Genomic DNA, 19,406 nt, shown 5'->3' with positions numbered 1-19,406 from the left:
ATCGCTGACCTTGTGACAAAGGGGTGACGATGTAATTTCATCGAATTCCCCTTCATGATGCCGTGGGTCGGCTCCTTGTGTTTACAAAGGATGGTCGAACCGGCGGTTGGGTATGAAACTGCCGCAAGACACAAAGTGATTCGGGTGGCGTAGATTCATCGTGTTGCGAGATTTCTGGAGCGATTCAGAGGGCGTTTCGTGGTGGGATTTGCCCGCTGTATCGTGCAGTAATCATAGTAACTGATACATTAGTGACTGTGTGCTGGCCAGAGAAAAGGGGTGGCATGGTGGGTGCTTTGGCAGGGGTGACATACGAGACCAGGCAACCCCTGTTTATTCGCAATGAAAGAAATCATCCCTGCCAATCAACGAGTCTTCGGAGCAAAAAGACGGCGCGGCATCGCCCTCATCACAGTGGTCTCCGTGCTGGCGCTCATGACGCTGCTGACGGTGGCCATGTTTTCCGTATCGCAAACGGAACTAGCCTCTTCGAATCAACAGACGTATCAAGAGCGTTCCCGTGAACTCGCAGACTCAGCGGTGAACGTGGTCATGGATCAGGTATGGCAGGCCACCAAACGCAAGGATGAAGGGGCGGCGAATGGCAGACGCTATCTGTGGTCCTCCCAACCGGGGGCCGTGCGGCGGTACACTACCGAGGGCGCGTTTGACTCTGGCTACAAGCTCTACTCCAGCTCTCAGATGGTCGTACGGGGTGCTGAGCGCGCCATGGTGGATGACAAGCCGCCCGTAAGCTGGAACATGAGCCCGAACCGGTATGTGGATCTCAATGAACCCATCATCCGGCCCGCCTCAGATGGGGCGGGTACGCCGCATCTCTACTTCCCCATTCTGGATCCGCGCGCCTATGTGCGGTCCCAAGAAGCAGTGGAGAACAATAACAACGTGGAGGGCTTCTACTATTCCGCAGGGGTGAATGGCGTGGTGGATTATGACCCGAACGCCGCGGACACCAGCCTGGATGCCCGCCTGCCCATGCCGGTGGAGTGGATGTATGTGCTGAAGGATGGCACCTTTGGGGTGCTGGACAGTGCCAACCGGTTCATCAAGCCCGATGGCAGCCAGCTCAGTGACGCCGAGGGGCGCGTGAACCCGATCTCCGGGCGAGTGGCCTTCTGGACGGATGATGAATCCTGCAAGCTCAACATCAACACGGCCAGTGAACCCACCTACTGGACGGTGCCTTCGTTGTTTCATGATCGAGACCTGTGGTGGGCGTACTACCAGCCCACGTCACACGAGTTTCAGAGGTATCCCGGGCATCCCGCCACTGTGGCACTCAGCACGGTGTTCTTCCCCAACCTGCCGATGGACCTCTACGGAATGAGTGGCACTGATGCCAACTACCGGGCGATTCTGCAACGCAAGGAAACGATCTACAAGCTCACCCCCAAGATCAACTTTGGTGGGTCCAAGGCGGGCACGGTGCCCTACTGGAAGTTTGTGGACAACTACACGGGAACGGGGGGCACCTACAAAGATTCGTCCCTCTACAACAAGTACCTCTCGCTGGTGGATTCCATCCAGGAGCGTCTCTATGCGTCGGTGGACGAGCTGTACTTTGCCGATGGGTTTGAGAACGGCCGCCGGAAGCTGAGCTCGTACGTGAATGGCTCAAATGGCGCAGCGACGGCCGATCCCTTCTTTGTCCAGCCGGGGCAATCCGCTGATGGCAAGGTGGACCTGGAGCGCTTGCGTTTCTTCCTCACCGCCCAGAGCCGGATGCCGGAGACGAACCTCTTTGGTCTGCCACGCATTGCGGCGTGGCCGGTGGCAGATGAGGGTGGGTTGGAATATGAAGCAGGCAAGCCCGTGGTCGGCGTGACCAATCCCAAGGATTTTCGTACGGGCTTTGACCAGTTGATCGCCTTTTGCTCATCCATGGGCAGGACGGGAAACAGCGGAGAAGACAGCTACTTTTTCCGTAGAAAGTGCGCCTACAGCCCGACGCGGGACATTGAGCTGGCTCGCAACAAGGCTCTGATTGGTTATCTCTTCAGTCTCATGGAGCAGAAGTATCCGGGAGGAGCTTCGTTCAAGGACAAGTACCCCCAGGACTACAAGCAGATCCTGGTGGAGATCTTCGACTACGTGCGTTCCACGAACCTGTACGACGGCTTCTTGGCACCTTCTAAGGAAGAGTTGCAGAAGGTCGGTGGTCTCTATGACCGGGACAAGTACGTTACCGCCGCGGGCATGGGGCCAATGGGGCTGGCTGAGTCCACCTATGATGGATTCGTCTATGCGGAGCGCCCCAAAACGTTCAAGACCTTTACCTATGACCGGTCTAGCTACGGAGTCGCTCGTGGTGCAACGGGACAGTCGTACACTGAGCGTCTCGTGGAAACCTCATTCCCAGGCCATGGCATGGTGGCCCCTTCACTCTACAAGGACGGGACAGAAACTTACGTTGGATTTGGGCGCTTTGTGGCATTGTCTGAAGTCGGCTTCCAGTTCATCTGCACGGCAGACGGTGCGACGGACAAGGGTAGCTATGTGAATCCTGTCGCAGACGGTGCGAACTGGAAAGAGCCTGCCGCAGGGGCTCCTGACCGCAAGGTGAGCGGGGGGCGAACGGCCCTGAAGATTGAACGATACAATCCGAAGGATGCCACCAAGGAAGAGGCGGGAACGGCGGTGCCCAAGGAGGAAATGGATCCTTGGTACAAGACCATGAAGAAGCAGTTCTGGTACTCGAACTATCCACCGCGGCCGACCGTCGACACGATGCAAAACTACTACGGTGTTGATACCAATTTGGACGACCAGAAGCCGAATAGTGTCTACAACCACCCGGGCTGCAAACCAGAGAACTGGAATGTCACGTTGGAATCTGGTGCTCCTCCTCTGGGGCCCACGGAGAGGCGAGTGCAGGGCATGCTGGTGATGAAGTTCTCCATGCCAGCTCCCGGCTTCAGCCTGATGAACCCTGAGTTTACCGTGAAGGTGGAGGGATTGAAAAACATGCAGCTCGCCGGCATGGACCTTTATGACAGGGTGGGTGCAGCGGAGTTCGAGTGGAAGTCCAACCACGAATTCTTCAGTGCACAAGACAGCCGTCCATTCGGCGGAGCGGCCAGCAGCTATGCCATGACGTTCAACCGGCGGGTTGGATCCAAGACCCTGGGGGTGACTGCCGATACCAAATACGCGTCCGCGGGTGGGTCGCGCTCTACAGGAGTGGCGCCAGCACCGCACTTTGGCACCCGGAATCTGGACATTACGACCAAGTTTCTCACGGTGCCCGTCGTGGACGGCTCGGGAAATGAGGGGATGATGGACTTCTCCGGTGGGCGTCTCACCATCAAGATCTATTCCAGCCATAATGCGAAGGCTGAGGATCTGGTCCAGACGGTGAACGTGGAGATTCCGCGAACCAGTGTGCCGGTGCCGCAACTCGTGACTGTGAGCACTGACTACAAACAATTTCTCAGTGGAGGCACGCTCTATAAACAAGAAGCGATCCATGCTCCCAGGTGGTGGGCGTTCAATTACTGCGGTGCCTTGCGGAGGTTGACGGGCTTCTGGGACAATAGCAAGAAGCGTTGGACGGTGACCTCACGGGTGGATGATAAACTCACGTCCTATACGACCGACTTCATCACCAACGGACGGCTTTTTGTCCCAACAGTGTCGTCAACCCCTGCGACCTATGCGCCGGTGGGGCTGGACGGGGTGCCTCGTTGGGCCAGCACTCTCTGGGCGTTTGATCCGAGCAGCGGCTTTTTCAGCAATGCGCTGCTCAATCCGAGCAGTCCGGCGGCAGATTCGCCTACAGATTGCATGTCCGATACTAGGCACTCTGACACGCAACCGGACGGGGGCGTGCGTGACTCCCGCGGGCAGGACACAGTGTTTACCATGGTGGCATCCCACGGGGACTCGCGCCTTCTTGCTGCCAAAACAGAAGTCACCGCCAGTGACTGGGCTCCTCACCCCCGTACTGCCAACTTGGGGAAGATTGGCACGGGTCCAGGGAATGTGGGAACTTACAAGCAGTATGTCGCCCACAGTCTGAGTCGCTACTATTCTGATCGCGAACCTGGCTATGATCGTGGAACCACGAGCACCCGTCTGGTGCCCGGAGCCAACTACGGGGCCGCCCGCATACCTGATCTTCCCACCAACGCCTCTGCCACAGATTTGGCTGGCAGGTATGGAGACTTCGATAATGGTATCAGCGATCTGCGCGACGGGCCCTACATCAACAAGCCTGATGAGGGGAATACTCACATCTCATTCCGCATCACGAATGACTCGGCCTCCACCATCCGCATGCCGCTGGCCTACATGGGCACGTGGACGTACGGTGAGCTTTCGTCCGCATCTGGAGAGAGCTTCATGTCGCCCAACCGCATGATGCCCTCGTCGGGTATGTTTGGGTCCCTGCCTACAGGGGTGCGTGCCGGAGATCCTTGGCGGACCCTGCTCTTCCGTCCCAATGTGGTGACGGCCAATGGTGCCCCGGGCGATCCGATGAAGCACCCAGGTGCGGCGGCATGGCAGGGAGGAGTAAGCCCGGCAGATCACTACATCATGGATCTATTTTGGATGCCGGTGGTGGAACCCTACGCCATTAGCGAGCCATTTTCGACGGCGGGCAAGGTGAACATCAACTATCAAATCGTTCCGTTTCATTACATCAGGCGGGCGACGGGACTCCACGCTCTGCTGAAGGGCGAGATGCTCAAGGCCGTGCCCACGGCAGATGCTCCGAATTACTTGTCGGTGCCTGCAGCTTCCAAATTCGTCGACACTTCAGATGGCTACACCTACAAGCAGCCTTGGACGGATCAGGAGGGAAGGCTGTCTGAAACCGGGCAGGCCGCCAAGAAGTACTGGCACCGTGAAATTGAGGCGGAAAAACGTGGGGCCAGTGGTGAGATTGTGGGCGGCGTGCTCAAGCAGTTCGAAGATCGGTTTGCCATGTTGCCAACCACGCCGGCTGCGACGCGGGGGCTCTTCCGAACCGCCAGCCAGATCTGCGAAATCCACCTCATCCCCAAAAAGATTGCTGGCTCTTCAGGAGATGTGGAGCTTACCGGGGGAGACGGAACTGCAGATGCTCAAACGCCTGCCTACACTGTCTCAGATATGGAGGAGTTTTGGAAGAAGCGCCGCCTCACTGGCGACAACACGCGAGAGAGACCCTATGCCAATATCTACGGAAAGATCACCACGCAGAGCAACACCTTCCGCGTGCACTATCGGGCTCAAGTCATTCGCAAGGCCCGGTCATCCACTTCCACAGAGTTTGATGCCAGTCGCGACAATGTCCTCACCGATTTTCGCGGTTCCACCGTGATCGAGCGGCGCATCGATCCTGCCGATACCCGCATTCCTGACTATGGTGCCAGTGCCAATCCGCTGGATCTGCCTTCGTTGGAGGAATTCTACCGGTTCCGCGTGCTGGAAGTAAAGCGGTTCATGCCCTAGCAAGCCTGCCGGAAACTTGCGATTCCAACCTGGCCCCGCCTCTGCCGCTGTGCAGACGGCGGGGTTATTTTTTTTGAAGTGGGCCTCTTTATGTGCTGACTGTTTGGATGGTGGAATCGGAGTGGGTTTGTGTGGGTATCTCCTGATGGGGCATGAGGGTGTGCAGAACTTTACGTCATTTTTGAGAGAAAAGCGGCGAAGAGAGGCCATGAGGTCATCTTGAATAGGGGAGTGTCTCATGGTGCGCTCTCCTGTTGGCGCGGTGGATTTGAGGCGGCAAAATGATCACTAGTCACAGCAAATGGTACGAATATGACAGTAAGGGTGAGGTGGGGAAACGGTGGCACGCGGGCTGCTTTGCAGAGTGGCGGTTCTAACTCCCACCATGCCGATCCCCATCTCCTTCAAGTCGCACGGTCCTGGTCCATCCCGAGGGTTCACCCTGGTGGAGCTGCTCGTGTCATTCACAGTGCTGGCCATCCTGCTAATTGTGATTTCATCGATGCTCGAGCATGTGCAGCGTGCCTGGCGGCAGAGCACGGCCAAGGTTTCCTCCTTCCGCGAGGCCCGTCGTGCCTTTGACCGCATCACGCATGCCCTCAGCCAGGCGGAGCTAAATCCCTATCTTTGCTATCGCTTTGACGGGAGCAGCAATCCGCTGCTGCCGCCGGGGAAGGGGGCCAACGAAGCGCCCTCGGGCTACGTACGCTACTCCGAGCTTCAGTTCGTCACGGGGCTTTCCTCATCCGGGGCGTCGCCCAAGCTCACTGCACTGGCGGAGTCGCTGTCACCGGGGCACGCGGTATTCTTCCAGGCTCCGCTGGGAGATTCCAAGGACTACCGGCTGCCGACCTCCCTCAATGGCTGCGGGTTCTACATCAAGTTTGGGGATGACTCCGCGCTCCGACCGGACTTCCTGGCCGCACTGGGCAAGCCTCCGTCCTACCGGTACCGGATGTATGAGTACCGGTCGCCCACAGAGAGGAACCGGGTGTACGATCCCACTCTCAAAACGGGATCCGGGACCTGGTATGGGGATTTTGATCAGAACGCACCGCTGCGTAGCCGGGCGATCGCCAACAACATCCTCATGTTGGTGGTCTCTCCCCAGCTCTCACCCAGTGATGCGGAGGCCGCCAAAGTGGCTCCTACGAGCATCGCACCGGCATACACCTATGACAGCCAGTACGGCAGCACTCTTCCCAGCCGGCCCCAGCTTTCCACTGACTACCAGCTTCCACCGCTGGTGATGATCACGCTGGTGGCCATGGACGAAGGATCCGCGATCAACCTGCAACTGGATGCGGGATCCAATCCGCCGCTCCAGCAGGAACTGTCCCAGTCATCGCTGTTCCGAAATGCAGCCCGCTATGCGGCAGACATGGAGACGCTCACGGGTCTGCTGGTGGATCGGAAGGTCAACTTCCGCGTCTTCACGGCCACGGTCCCCATCCGCTCGTCCAAATGGGGCGCGGGTACCGGGACTTGAGAGGTTCCGTCAAATGATCCGGACACTTCAAGGCAAAACTCACATGGTTATGATGAAATCACATTATTCTTCCAGATCCTTCAGCCAGTGGAAACCCGCCAAAGGATTTACGTTGATCGAGCTGATGGCTGTCGTGGCGGTTGTGGCACTGTTGCTGGCTTTGGTCATGCCTGGGTTGATGGGGACGCTTGGGGCGTCCAAGCTCACTCAGGCGGGGGACAAGATGGCAGGGTTCCTCTCCGAGGCGCAGAGCCGGGCCTATGGTCAGGGGCGACCTGTGGAGGTTCGTTTTTATCGAGTGCCTTCTGTTGACGATGTGATGAACGGAGCTCCGAATGGTGGCTTCTTTCGAGGTGGCTTGATGCTGGAGTACTTTCAGCCAGGTGAGACGGATCCGCGCACCGGTACGGCAGCTTTGGGCAAACCGCTCGCGGTGGTGAGACAGGCGATGGTGGTGCTGCCGGAAGGGACGGCGGTGTCAGAAAATCCGCAAATGTCCACGTTACTGGGTGATGCGACCAAGCCCAGCGACAAGAAAGGGGCTGGCTTGGTGGAGACAGTGATGAAAACGACCGCCGGATATTCAAACTTTGATCCGTCGTCCGAGGAATACCGGGCATTTGTGCTCTATCCCGAGACCACCAGTCTCGACTCTGAGTCCAAGTGGCACCTCGCAGTGGTGCCCCTGGCAGATGCGGCCCGCCCGCCCGCACAAGTGACCAACTACTACACGCTGCTCATCGATCCAGTGACCACCCGTCTTTCCATCTACCGGCCGTGATGTGCTCCGAGGTTTCGTTTTAGTCGATCCTTTTAGAAAATCCCAAAGACAAAAAGAGTTCATGATCCGCACCTTCTTCTGTTCAGCACGTGAGGCTTCCCGCCCATCCCTAACCCTGTGGAAGGGGTTCGTCGCGAGCTTGATCTTGATGGCTTCTGGCGCCGCCATCCAGGCACAGTCCGTGTGGGTGGGAACACCCGGTTCCAGCTTCAACGCCATCCCGAACTGGAGCGGTGGGGTGCCCTCTGCGACGGTGGCGGGGATGATCGATGTGGCGCACACCGGGGCGTACCAGATCAACGTGGCCAATCCGGTTATCCTGGGTGATTTGACGATCGGGGATTTGACGGCGGTGGATGCGGGTGGGTTCGAGCTGACTGGGGCGGCGATCACCTTCAGCAAGGTTGGAGGCAATGCCCTGACGAAACAGGGCATGGCGCTGGACGTCATTCGCAACACGCTCACGCTCTCTACCGCTCTGAACGTAAACGTTGTGGATGGAGCTGGGGCTTTGCAGCTCGATGGCGTGATTGGGGCGGGCACTCTGACCAAGACTGGCGCTGGCAAGTTGCTGATCACGGGTACTGCAAACAATGCGCTCAATCTGCTGAATGCACAGCAGGGGACGGTGGTGCTTGCGAAGAGCAGTTCGGCAGCGGTTCGGGCTGTCACCGGGGCATTGAATGTGGGGGGGCGACTGCGGCTGACACGGCGACGGTCCAGATTGGTGGATCCTATGCAGGACTGGGGAGTACTCATCTCCCGAACTACCGTGATCAAATCACGGCTGCGACAGTTGTGACGTTGAACGCTTTCGGAACCCTGGACTTGAATGGCAACAGTGAAAGCATTGGGCAATTGCTCGGAACGGGGAAGGTGAGGAACTCGATTGCGGCCTCTACATCTGTCCTTGCAGTCGGTGAGTCAGTGGCTGCGAACACAACATTTGGCGGGGTCATTGAGGATGGGAACGGGATTCTCTCTGTTCGTAAAGTCGGAGGGGTTATTTTGACGCTCACGGGCGAGAACACCTTCACGGGGGACTTGGCAGTGTTGGGTGGGACACTGGCTCTGGGAGGTGCCACGGGATCTGTGGATACTCAATTGATCAAAATGGTGCGTGGGTCGCTCCTGCTGGACAACACTGCCAACAACAACAATGACAGGATCAGCGACACGGCTACGGTTTCACTTGCTCAGGGGTTTGGCAGCAACGGTCTCGTGATGCGCCGCAACAGTGTCGCTGGCGTGAATTCTCACGAGGAAATAGGCACCCTTTCCGTGCAGAACGGGCACAATGTGGTGCGGTTTGACCATTCTGCAGGAGGGAGCGCGGCCTCCATCCTGGCCAATGTGCTGACATTGGAAATGAACAACTACACCCGTGGCGTGGGAGGTACGGTGGCCTTCACGGAGTTTGCCACTGCGGCTGCGCCAGGGGGATACAGCTACTTCAGCAGCGCAGCCCCAGCCGCAGCTGAGACACTGACCAAGATCATCCTTAACACGCTGCCGAGTCAATGGCTGGTGGGCGGTGATGGGGCGAGTGGATACAATCGCAAGGTGCTCATCGGTGCGTTCGGTAACTTGTCGGAAAACTCGGTCCTGAACCGGTTCGGCAATCGCTTGATGACGGTGGAAACGATCAACAATGTGAACTATATCCGCCCATTGGACAGCTCGGAGTTTAGAGAGCTTGGCGGAGGTGCGACGACGAAGGTGATCTCCTCAGGCAACCTTGCAGGGGGCACGCTTACGATCCAGCCGGATGACAATGTCAAGGTGACGGGTGTCAGCGGGACGGCTGTGAGCCCGTTGACGATCCGGGTTGGTCCTGTTGATAATGCGCTGGCTGGGCACCTCGCCTTCAATTCGCTGTGGGTAGAGGCCCCGTCTAGCGCCACGGTGGCTGCAAGTGTCACCATCAGGCTGGCCGACTTTAACGTGGTGCATCTGGGCGACTACGCCGGGGATGAGTTGCACGCAGCGGTGACGGGCGGATCTGGAACTATTTTTCTGGATGGCGGGCGGCTCAACGCCAGTAGCGTCGGGCTTTATGGCAGCCTTACCCTCAGGGGTGGGACATTGGACTTCGGCAGCAGGGAGGCGCTCCTCTACTTAGATGTGACAAATTCAGCCAGTATTTACTCCACGATGACTGGTACAGGAGGGGTCACAAAAACAGGGGGCGGGCAAGCTCACTTCTTTGGATGGAACAATTACAGCGGCATCACCACCCAAGCCTTAAACGAACTGTGGGTCTATACGGACACCGCTCTAGGGAAGGGGGGCGTGGGCAATGAAGTAGTCAACTACGCAACGTTCTTGATTAACAGTGGCATCAACATCGGGTCCGTGACCGATTCGACGTTGCGCAAGGACTTGCTGTTTCGTGCTGGGACTTTTTTCAGTGCGGGGGCCAAGGCCAATTCATGGAATGGTGATATCATTCTGGACAGCACCCTGGAATCCGGTGAGTACGGGGCGCTGACCTTCACGGTCCGTGCAAACGCGAGCATGATCATCAATGGGGACGTCACGGGTACCGGGTCAACCAACCCGGCCCTCAACACGGGGGTGGATAGTGGACGGACGATTACAATTCAGAATGACAATACCACGACGACCAGTGTCCGTTCGACCAACGGCACATTCGTGATCAACGGGGAACTGGCGGACATCGACGGAAGAGCTGCCCTGAACTCCAGTGAAAAACTGGTGCTGAGCATCTCGGGTTACATCTCAACGAACTGGGTCCACAACAAATTCAACCTGCTCATTGACGACGCCAGGAACAGCAATGCTTCAGTGGGCATCACATCGGGATACCTGCACCTGGAGAAAGGTTTGGGTGTGGACGGGACGACCTTTAACCGCACCGTGATCCGCCAGAATGACGGTAGTACGACGTTTGATCGTGCCGGTGCCATCAGTGCCATCTTGCTGGGCTCTGACGGGGCCGCCTACCGGACCGGAGCATTCCTCTATGGCAATACGAATGCTGCATATTCATCCAATTCCACGCTCTTGATCGGTGGGGAGAACACTTCAGGCACCGTTTATTTTGGCAACAGCAACGGTTCCACCACCTTCACGTTCGGCATGCACAACACCCCGGTCAACAAGGCGAAGGCGACAAACTGGACCAACGTCGTGGCGACGAAGCAGCCAACGGCAAGCAGTGCGCAAAATACCAGGGTAATTGCAATCGACACGAGCAATATAGTCGTCGGGATGATTGTCACGGGCACAGGTGTGCCTGCCGGGACTCAGGTGCTGTCTGTGCAGGCTGGTTCCATAACATTGAATCAACCGTTGACCGGAACAGGAGTGACAACCTCCACCTCGCTCACTTTTGCCAGCCCGGTCAACACGATCCAGCTTGCCGATGTGACGAATCTACAGGTTGGCATGGGCATCAGCGGTACAGGTATCCGTGCAGGTACGGTGATCACTGCCATAGATGCGGTCACAGGCACCGTGACACTGAGTGCTCCGGTGAATGCGGCCATTAGCTCTGCTGCGTTGAATTTTACCACGGCAACACCGGTGACCATCGCAGGGACGACCAGAACGCAAAATTTTGGAGAAGCCCGCTTGTACCAGATGGCTGGTGGGACCGCAGAGTTCAATACAACCTTCACGGATGGCGCCGGTTACAGGGCCGACCTGGCCACGGGTGCCCTCTCCAAAGTGGGTCGGGGTACGGTGGTGCTCAATGGTGGCACCAGCAGCTCTGACATCAATGGTGGCATCAATGTCTTCGGCGGCACTCTCGTGCTGAACTACAGCGGAAAGGCGGACGGATACTCCCACATCAGCGGTCTCACTACCAACCAGAACAATCCCTATCAGCTCACCATGGCGGGGGGGGAATTGCGCCTCACGAATGAAGGCTCGCTTGGAGACACGAACACGGAGTACATGCGGGGCGTCCTGACCCTCCGCGCCGGAAACTCATCCGTTACATTGAATCCCGGCGACGAGAAAACGTTGAATTTGCACCTGGGCCTGGTCAACACCGGTGTTCAGATCATAGACAACAGGCCGAATCCCGGCTGGTACTGGCGGGCTCCGGACCGCTTTGCCGGAGCCACCGTCAACTTCTTCTCTAACACTCGGGTCAAGGGGGCTGCCAACTTCTACTATTCCCAATACGCTCCGGAAGGCGCAGGCCTCGGTGGAGTTGGACTCGGAACGGGGACGATCATACCCTATAGTACTTACAAGTATCTGGACGAAAACGGCACCGCTTACGTGGACTTTGCTGCATTTCTCTTTGAGATGAACGGGAATACGCGCATCGTCGATGCGGCGGGCTATGTCGCCAATTCCGCCAGCGTCTATTCCGTGAACTCTGGCGCTGGCGCGCCGGACGTAGGTGTTTGGACCGCGCTGGTGAACGACGAGAATGTCAACGGCTATTTCACCGACGATGACTTTAGTGGGGTCAATGGTTACTCCGGCAACGTTACAGGAAACAGGTACAGTACTGGCGATGCGTCGTATAATGACATCGTGGGCGTGCGCGCCATTCGATTCGCCGCCAGCGCTGCAGGCGGCAGCACGATCACCATCGGGTCAGGTGCCGGGAGCGCGGATCGCCTGGTGTTAGGAACACAAGGGCCGAATGGCTGGGATGGAGCTGGGTGGACGTCCGAGGATGGTGGGGCCATACTGGTTTCGAACTCCGTCGGTGCGGCTTCGGCGGGGATCAGTGGGGGCTATCTGACATCCGCGCTCCCCAGCACCTACTTCACCGCCGCCGTCGCCCCTGGCAGCATGTCGGCATTGCCGGGGCCGACTGCTCGTGACTTGATCATCCATAACTACAACATGGGAAGCGTGTTCACGATTGACTCGACCATCGTGGACTACACTGAGAACCATGACTACAATACAAACCAAACTCCCACTGCGTTAGCGGCCGTGACCAAGCTGAATCTCGTCGTGGCGGGGCCGGGTACCACCCTGTTGAAAAAGGCGACCAACTACTACACCGGCACCACCTATGTCAGCGGTGGGGCCATGGCCGATAACAATCAGTGGGAGGTGGGAACGCTTTGGGTGGGATCGGTGGAGTCTCTCGGGAGCGGGGGGCTGCACCTTAATGGAGGCCGTTTGCGGTTTGCGCATACGTCGACGCCGCAAGCTCAGAGTTTGGGGAGTCTTGGTTTTAGCAGATCTGTAACGTTGGGCGGGAACGGTGGTTACTTTGATGTGACGCATTCGGGCACTACCTTGACCATCAGCGGGTATCTTCGCTCTGAAGACAACGTCCTTTCAGGAAATATTGCCTCCACTCAGATGGCGGCCAATCCCGGAGTGGGCGATCTTATTAAAGAGGGGGCAGGAAGGCTCATTCTCACGAAGAATGAAGCGATTCCTGCGACCTTTGCCACCACGCCCAATTCACAGCAATTCTGGAACGCCTACTACGGGCTTACCATCGTGAAGGCGGGAACTCTACAGGTGAACATCGGGAACATCGGAGACTCTGGCATTTTGGGGAGCAATGACTCCACGATTGATGGAACCATCGTTGAAGAGGGGGCCAGGCTGGATGTTCAGATCACGAACTCGGGCGCTGGTACGAAAGAGTGGATCACTCTCGATGGCGGCACGCTTGGCACCACGGCCGCTCACTCAGACGGCTATATCGACGGCGTGATGACGATCACCTCCAAGGGGGCTACGTTTGACATCGCAGGCACGGGCAATTTGCGAGTGAATGGAGGTGCCCTGGCCGATGGCTTTTTGACCGGTACGGGAAATGTGCTGAAGACGGGAACGGGGACACTCTTTCTGTACCAAAACAACATGACCTTCACGGGTAACTGGGATATCCAGCAAGGAAGGGTCAACGGCTATGGTCAGGGCATGACGCTTGGTGCAGGTGGTACCATTACACTTGGCAGCCCCACCGCCACGAGCGGTGAAGCCTCGTTGTTGCTTTCTGCCAATCAGTTGTTCACCTCACAATACCGGGTCACTCAGGACATCGTTGTGAGGGCTAACGTGACTGGTCAGGTGCGTAACATTGGCGCAGGGCTCTCGCCTGTCACGGCGAGCGGTCGCAACCAGGATTCATTTTTCTTTGAAGGCGATATCACCTTGAATGGGGATGCCCATCTGGTATTCATTGAGAGCAGTGCCGCTACGTCGCTTGCCCCCGTTGCTGGCGAACTGCAGTACTCTCACGTCACGGGTGCCTACCGGAATTTGCTCTTCAACGGCCATTTCAGCGGATCGGGAAATTTGTACACGGATGTCACTCTTACTGGTGTCGCCACCAACGGCGCCAAGGTGACCTTCCTCATTAATGGGGACAACTCCAGTGCCAATGGGCAGACTGCATGGACCGGAACTCTGACAACCGGCAATGCCACCCTGAACAACCTGCAGGAGCACTTCATCCGCATGGGCAACAACCTGGCGATGACCGCGGCGAACAAGGTGGAATTGGGCTACAACAGTGCCTTCCAACTGGGCGGGAAGACGGTGTCCATTGGGGATCTCAAGGCTAGAGTGACGGGCAATGCCAGTACCAACAAGATCTATGTGGAGAACGCCGCGAATGACGAAGGCACGCTGAGGGTCGTGCAGACCGCCAACACTGACTGGGACATCCTCTTCCAGGACGGCGTGACGCCGGAGTGGTACAGCTCTGCTTCAGCGGCTGTTTACTCGAACCGGCTCAATCTTGTGAAGGCTGGGGCCGGGACTGCGGTGCTGACGCAGTTGAACACCTATACCGGCACGACGGTGGTGGAGACGGGCAATTTGCAGGTGGGGCGGGGCGGCGTGGGAACCCGGGCCTCGGCTGATGCAGTGGGCCGCACTGGCACGGGTGCTTTGTCCGTCAACAATGGCGGGGTGCTTTCCGGCACCGGGGTGGTGCAGGCTCGTTCGGGAGTGGTTCACAGTGTCAACAGCGGCGGCAAGATTGCTCCGGGGGATGCTGGCGGATCTTCATTGGGGACTCTCTTCATGGATGGCGGTCTGGTACTGAATGCGGGCGGCACGCTGGAATTCCAGATCTCCAAGGCCACTCACTGGGTGAGCGGCTTGTCAGACGTGACCAATACGAGTGCCTACAGTGCCGCGTTGTTGGCCCTCCCGAGCGCGAGCGAGCTGTCCGGCACGATCGGTCTGGACATGCACGATCATCTGGAGATCAACGGTCAGATGGACCTCTCCGGTGGCGGCCTGGGGGCGGGCACCATTTCTCTGGTGGATCTCAACTATCTGAGCACAGCCAAGGCGGGAGATGTCTTCAATCTCATTGACTGGGCCAGCGTGAACGGAACGGGCTTCAATGCCGGCGGGACCTATCGCGTGGGGGGCGAGTCGGGGAGCAATCTGCTCCTGCCCACCTTGGGTAACGGACTGGCCTGGGACACCTCGCTCTTCACCAACCACGGCATCCTTATCGTCACCACGGCGCCGGAACCCGGCCGGGTGATGCTGGTCATGGTGGCCTGGGCGGCCTGGGCGCTGCGCCGTCGGAGGGCACGGGCAGGTGTGTGAATGCAGGATGGTGTTTGCAATTTCATCGAACGGATGGTCGTCCTGATGGCGGGGTCACAATACTACAGCATGTGGTGACCGTTGTGGCCTGCCGTCAGGGGCGTGTGGCATGAATGTTGTTCCAAGAACCTGCTGTGAAGCAGCGTCTTGACCTCTCGTTCCAGCCGGGCATCCGTGCGTTGTCGTTGTGGGTAATGATCGTTGGCCTGCTGGCTGGAGCCCGAACAGGAGTGGCGCAGACCTCATACTATTGGGATACCAATGGGTCCAGCGCGGGGACAGACGGCACAGGGTTCATTTGGAGCAACGATGGGGCGAATGCGTGGTGGACCACCAGTGCCGATGGAACTTCAGGAACGGTCGCCTGGGTGTCGGGCAGCGTTGCGGTGTTCAGTGCAGGCACCGGGGATGCTGGCACGGTGGACCTGAGCGGGGTGCTCAGCATTGGCGGATTGAAGTTTGAGGATGGGGCAGTCACGCTGCGTGGAGGATTGCTGTCCCTGGCCCAGAACGCGACGCTTGAGGTGGCGGAGTCACGCACCGCGGTGCTTGAGGGGGTGGGTATATTGGGAGATTACGTCCTTACGAAGTCGGGGAAGGGGAAACTCACCCTGACGGGCGACATGGCGACGGCCTACTCCGGCTTGATTGTTCGCGGGGGGACGATGGAGCTGGGCACCACGGGAGGCGCGGTCACTGGGGTGGGGAATGTGCTGGTGGAGGGGACGGGCGGCAACAGCTCCGGGTTGAATCCCACCATCCTGAAACTCCTGGCGGATGACCAGATAAGTGACAGTGCGGTGATCACGGTGGCCAGCCGCCAGTACAATGGCTCTCTGCTGGATCTGAACGGGTTTAAGGAAACCATCGGAGGCCTCGTGCTGCAGAGTTTCACTGGTACCAATGACGTCGGTGTGAAAACGGGAGCTGGCGGGGTGCTGACAGTCTTGGGGGACATCTACCTGCACAACAATCGAGGTGGGAGTGATCTGAGTCCCAACACGGCGCGGGATGTGCTGATTTCCGGCAGCGGTCATAGGGGGCTGGTGGCACCAGATAGCGGATACCTGGACCTCGGAGGCGGAGTGCGGACCATCACGGTGGCGGGTCAGGCCGTGCCCGTATCGCCTTTGAGCGACGCCACGATCGAAGTCATCATTCAGAATGGAGGCATCATCAAGGCTGGGGCGCAGATGTTGATCCTTTCCGGGACCAACACCTACACAGGCGGGACGACGATCCAGGAAGGCACGCTCCGGATTGGAGCTGGAAGCACGAGCGGGAGCATCGTGGGAGACGTCATCAACCAGTCCATCCTGGAGTTTCATCGGTCCAATGCCACGTCGTTCTCGGGTAACATCAACGGTGCCGGGGTGCTCAACAAAATGGGAGCCGGTACACTGACACTGACTGGGGTGAACAGCTACTCAGGTCTCACCTCGATTCTTGAGGGAGCCGTGCAGGTGCAGAAGATCGGGATGGCTGGCGTCTCCAGCGGCTCCAATCTGGGGAGCCAGGGTGTCATCCTCGTGGGCGGCGGGACAGTCGCGGCAGGGCTGATCTATGCAGGCACCGGCGAGACCACGGACAAGGTGCTGCGTCTCATGGGAACAACTGGCACGGTGACGTTGGGCGCCTCGGGGTCGGGTGCGGTGGTTTGGCAGAATGCCTTGGAGTTTGTCGGTCTTGGCGCCAGAACCATCGTACTCAACGGCACCAGCACGGCCGACAACACCCTCAAGGGCGGCATAAGCAATGCCACGGACGGCGGAGTCACCACCCTGGAGAAGTCTGGTGCGGGCACCTGGGTACTGGAGGGGGACAATACCTACACTGGTGTCACCACCATCAATGGCGGGATACTGAAACTGGAGGGGGATGGGACACTCGACAGCCCAGCGGTCAAAATCCAGAACGGAACGCTGGCTATTTCTGGAAACCTGGACTTGTCACTGGCCGGCGACGCCTCGGTCAAAGTGTTGGCATCGGATCTGGTCAGCTATGCGCTGCTCCTGGGTGGTGGGGCGACGGCCTCTGCGTCCAGCGTGGAAATCGATGCCGGGAGAACGCTTCAATTGAAGAGTCATGTTGGTTTCCTCGGCACGGGGAACAACCTCGCTGCGACGATTTCCGGAGGAAATCTCGATCTTGGCAACGAGTTCCGGTTGTTTGTGGTCAACAACAGCTCCAATGCCGACCCGGAGTTGACGATCTCGTCTGCCCTCACGGGTACTGCTCAAGCGACGCTGATGAAGGCGGGGAGTGGTCGGATGGTGCTCACTCAGGGCCTTTCCATCAAAAATATCCAGGTGAACGTCGGACGGTTGGATCTCGGAGGCTTGGCCAATACTGTCGCCGGAAATTTACAGGTTGGATTCAACAATAGCGGTTCGCTCTATTATGGCACCTCTGGAGGAACGCTCAGTGTGGGGAGCGGAAACTCGGCAGATGTGCTCGATGTCGGGGTGGTGGTAAACGCCCAAGCGTACTCTTACGCCTCCGGCGTGGGCATCATGGATCTGCGGGGTTCTCAGCAGTTCAATGTCAACGTGGGGCGAGTGCGGTTCGGGGTGCATACGTCCACGGGTGTCAGCGACGGTGTGCCCCAGGCCCCCTCGCTTGACGGTCTTGCCACCCCATCCTCCGTCAGTCCGTCCAGTACGGAGGTCTATCTGGCCACGAACAACACCATCACCGCGACCAGCAGCTTCATTCTCGCGGACGCGCAGTCTGCGAGCGTGGGAGGCATACACAAGTTGCAGTTCGGGGAGGGAAACAATGTCGTGAACACCCCGCTGCTCTATGTGGGCTATCGCAAGGGAAGCGGGCAGGCTACGATCCGGTCGGGTGGCAGCCTGGAGATTCGCGGTGTGGGGGCTGGCGCGAAGTCTGCGCTCTACGTGGGCTACAGCGCCGTCAATACCGGGGCCGCGACGGTGAGCTTTCTGGACATGACCGGAGGCAGGTTGGTGGCGGATCTCAGCTCGCTGACCATCGGTTGGAAGAGCGGCGGAAGCGGAGCCACTGCGGGCTCTTCCACGGGCTCGCTGATTCTGAGCAGCCATGCCGGGAACCAGGTTTCAGTTTCAGGAAATGTCGTCATTGGTTACATAGCGGGAGCCCAAACCTCAGCCGTCACCTTTGGCAGCGGCACTCTGTCGATGGCGGGCGGCACTTTTGATGTGGGGGGCAACGTCGAGTTGGCGACCATTGGAACGAGTGGTTCCACCAATGCCAATCTCTCGGCCACGGGGCTTCTGCAGCTCACGGGTGGAACCTTCACGGTGCAGGGAAATATCACGCATGCGGATGATGCCCTGAATCGCGGTGCGGCGACGGTCACGCTCGATGGTGGGACACTGGATATGACGGGCGGAAGCATCGGCGGAGCAGGGGCGAACGCGATCACCTTCAATGTCCGTTCTGGATCACTGGCCTCTCTGGGAGAGCTCAATGCAGGCGGCAATCTGGTGAAGAGCACGGTCGGCATTCTCAAGCTCACGGGAACGAGTTCCTATACCGGTGGTACTCAGGTGAACGAAGGGATGTATCTGGTGAATGGCTCCCACACAGGCGGCTCACAATACACAGTCGCAAGCGGGGCAGTGCTCGGAGGAACGGGGCAGATCACACCGACCACTGGCCAGGATGTGGTGGTGAACGGACGGTTGGTGGTTGGGGACAATTCTCTGGCCAGCCCACAGGCGGGCACGCTGACGATTGGTACCAGCGGCGGCGGTGCCATGGTCCTGAACTCTGGCAGCACCGTGGAGTTCGACCTTCTGGGCGCGGGATCCGGCACGTGGAATGCAGCGGACAAGCTATCCTTCGGGTCAGCAGGCTCCTCTCAGCTGGAGATGGTGGGCACAGTGACCCTGCAGGTGGCTAATCCCACGGCCCTTACGAACTGGGTGGCAGGGGACGCTTGGCAGCTCTTTGACTGGAGCGGTCTCAGCTCTCCCCCTGTCAGCGGGTCTTTCGTACTTGGCACCAGCTTTACCACGATCCTCCTGGGCACGGGGAAGGAGTGGGATCTGAGTCGTCTCTATGTTGATGGGTCCATTTCCATCGCCCCCGAGCCTGGCCGCATGATGCTGGTGCTGGTGGGCTTCTGCTTCATGCTGGCACGCAGAAGGAGGAAGTAGCGGA

Annotated in this window: 6 protein-coding genes; all 6 read left to right on the top strand. The window is 58.5% G+C overall.

The features are described 5' to 3' along the window. The first annotated feature begins 342 nt into the window (after positions 1-342). The 6 genes from vccA (at position 343) to BV034_RS23075 (ending at position 19,402) form a co-directional block, all read left to right on the top strand. The gene (gene vccA / locus BV034_RS23100) at positions 343-5,457 is read left to right on the top strand and encodes a Verru_Chthon cassette protein A (protein ID WP_050029335.1); all 5,115 of its coding nucleotides are present in this window, start codon (positions 343-345) and stop codon (positions 5,455-5,457) included. Positions 5,458-5,842: 385 nt separating this feature from the next. Further along, positions 5,843-6,946 carry a Verru_Chthon cassette protein C gene (gene vccC, locus BV034_RS23095; RefSeq protein WP_050029334.1) on the top strand — a complete coding sequence of 368 codons (1,104 nt, stop codon included), beginning with the start codon at positions 5,843-5,845 and terminating at the stop codon, positions 6,944-6,946. A gap of 49 nt (positions 6,947-6,995) precedes the next feature. After that, positions 6,996-7,727 carry a Verru_Chthon cassette protein D gene (gene vccD / locus BV034_RS23090; protein ID WP_050029333.1) on the top strand — a complete coding sequence of 244 codons (732 nt, stop codon included), beginning with the start codon at positions 6,996-6,998 and terminating at the stop codon, positions 7,725-7,727. 148 nt (positions 7,728-7,875) lie between these two features. Then, positions 7,876-8,529: a hypothetical protein gene (locus BV034_RS23085; protein WP_265593365.1), complete on the top strand. Its 654-nt coding sequence runs from the start codon at positions 7,876-7,878 to the stop codon at positions 8,527-8,529. A 125-nt stretch (positions 8,530-8,654) separates the two neighbouring features. Next, complete coding sequence (locus BV034_RS23080) at positions 8,655-15,257, top strand: autotransporter-associated beta strand repeat-containing protein (RefSeq protein WP_265593364.1); 6,603 nt, start codon at positions 8,655-8,657, stop codon at positions 15,255-15,257. Between the two features lie 113 nt (positions 15,258-15,370). Beyond that, positions 15,371-19,402, top strand: coding sequence for an autotransporter-associated beta strand repeat-containing protein (locus BV034_RS23075; RefSeq protein WP_081888048.1), 4,032 nt, complete (start codon positions 15,371-15,373; stop codon positions 19,400-19,402). Positions 19,403-19,406 lie beyond the last annotated feature (4 nt).

The organism is Verrucomicrobium sp. BvORR034 (assembly GCF_000739635.1).
GTDB lineage: Bacteria > Verrucomicrobiota > Verrucomicrobiia > Verrucomicrobiales > Verrucomicrobiaceae > Verrucomicrobium.
The sequence above is the reverse complement of the archived record's forward strand: the minus strand, read 5'-3'. Positions and strand labels throughout refer to the sequence as shown.